The following is a 1,898-nucleotide window of genomic DNA, read 5'->3' as shown; positions in this document are numbered from 1 at the left end:
TTCCAGGATATCAATTGCCATCATGAAAAGCCGAAGCAGATGCATCGCATGCTTATTCAGATGATTTTCATCCTTTTTTTGATTACGTTTCCCGATCTTGTCATACTCTTTCACCACATTGTTCATCTCACACCAGATATTGCGGTAATCCCTCAATGGATAATGATTCAAATGCGTATCCATAAAGATCTCCCTTCCGGATTTACGGCTTTGTCCAGATAAATATGCAGGCTGCCATTTGCAAAGTGAGCATAACGTTCCTGAAAATTGTACATGGAATTTTCTACCGACCGCAGTATATGCTGTTCTCTTTCAGCCTGGGGCATTGTATCCCTTGCCAGGGCGTTTTGCAGGCGCCTCAGCTGCTGTCCGGCATAGCCTCCAAATGAATGAATGGCACGTTTGGATAAAAATAAATTTTTATGATCCAGCAGCTCCTGCCCGATTGGCGATAAATACAGATAATGGTCCTCCCTTAAGCCCAGCATTTCACAGGTATTGGGATTACAGTCCATTAATAATTTTATAATCTTGTTAAAGGTGTAAATGGTCGTATCCGTAATTTGGTCCACATATTGATCATAGCTGCTAAGCCCGATCAGATCGGATTTACGGTTGACCGCAATCCCACGGATATCATAATCGCTGAATTCGTTATTTGTCCCGTAAGCATAACTTCCTGCAACGGAAAGGAGAATCAGGTTTTCCCCAAGATGCTCGTTCTGCCAGAGGAAATCATACTCCGGTGTATGTATCAGGTTTTTAAAGTTCATGGTTTCCACCCAAATTTCCTTTCCAATTTTTCCTTACTTCAATCCGTTTATATCCCCGCTCATAATCAGAGAGAGATTTTTCTTAATTTTCTCACTTGTCCAGTCCCACCATTTTAATTCCAGCAGGTCTTCCACTGTCTGGCTGTCAAAGCGCATTTTAATCTTCCTTGCCGGAACTCCGCCTACTATTGTATAGGGCGGCACATCCTTTGTTACGACTGCTCTGGTTCCAATGACAGCTCCGTCACCGATATGAACGCCCGCCATAATTATGGCATCGTATCCAATCCAGACATCATTTCCGATCACAATATCTCCCTTGTTATCCCAGGCATCCGTCACATTTTCTTTCTTCCGTTCCCACTCTTCAAAAAAGATGGGGAATGTATAGTTAGAAAGGGAACCCATGGCATGATTGGCACTGGTAAACAGAAACTTAGCTCCACAGGCTATGGAACAGAATTTCCCTATGACCAGCCGGTCCTGATTAACGGGATAGTGATATAATACATTGTTCTTTTCAAAATCTGCAGGATCCTTTTCAAAATCATTATAGATCGTATATTTTCCCACTTTAATATTGGGGTTTGATACCACCTGGTCTAAATACACGGTTTCTTTATCATTACTTCTTGGATATTTTTTATTTCCTGGAATAGTCATTACAAATCCTCCTGTTTCATATTGGTTTTCAGGTCATTCTTTTCCTATTCCAGTCTATGCAATACAGCGTTTCACCTGGCTTTCCCCCTTATTCTTCTCCTGTATCTGTGATAATCAGACTTAATCTTTGAAATATCATTTATTTTAGCCATTATAAGATATTCTGTCCGATTTGCCAAGGACATTCTGAAAACTAATGTATTTAAAATAAAAGCGTATATGATAATTATTTTCTGACAGCTGTGCGTCACAGTTTGTGGGAGATTTATCCCGAATGAAGGGCGACAATCGCGCTCTGTAACCTGAATTCGGAGCAAATATACCAAAAAGCTGTCCATGCGGATGGCAGGATACAACTCGCTTTCATACATAAGATATTTATTTATGGTAAAGATAAATAAGGAAAAATAATTAATTGGAGGAACCAACATGCATTTAGAGCCTAAATTTATCATTGATAAA

Annotated in this window: 1 protein-coding gene and 2 pseudogenes; all 3 read right to left on the bottom strand. The window is 40.0% G+C overall.

Annotated features, from left to right (window positions below; all coding sequences use genetic code 11):
* Nucleotides 1-773, bottom strand: a pseudogene (locus ACH2DQ_RS06605) (DNA polymerase beta superfamily protein); the annotation flags it as partial.
* A 33-nt stretch (nt 774-806) separates the two neighbouring features.
* Entirely contained in the window at nt 807-1,436 is a 630-nt protein-coding gene (locus ACH2DQ_RS06600; protein ID WP_394915322.1) for a CatB-related O-acetyltransferase, read from the bottom strand.
* Between the two features lie 144 nt (nt 1,437-1,580).
* Nucleotides 1,581-1,775 (bottom strand): annotated as a pseudogene (locus ACH2DQ_RS06595) (DUF6783 domain-containing protein); the annotation flags it as partial.
* Nucleotides 1,776-1,898 lie beyond the last annotated feature (123 nt).

This window comes from Robinsoniella sp., assembly GCF_034124845.1.
This window is presented reverse-complemented; position numbering and strand designations above follow the sequence as displayed.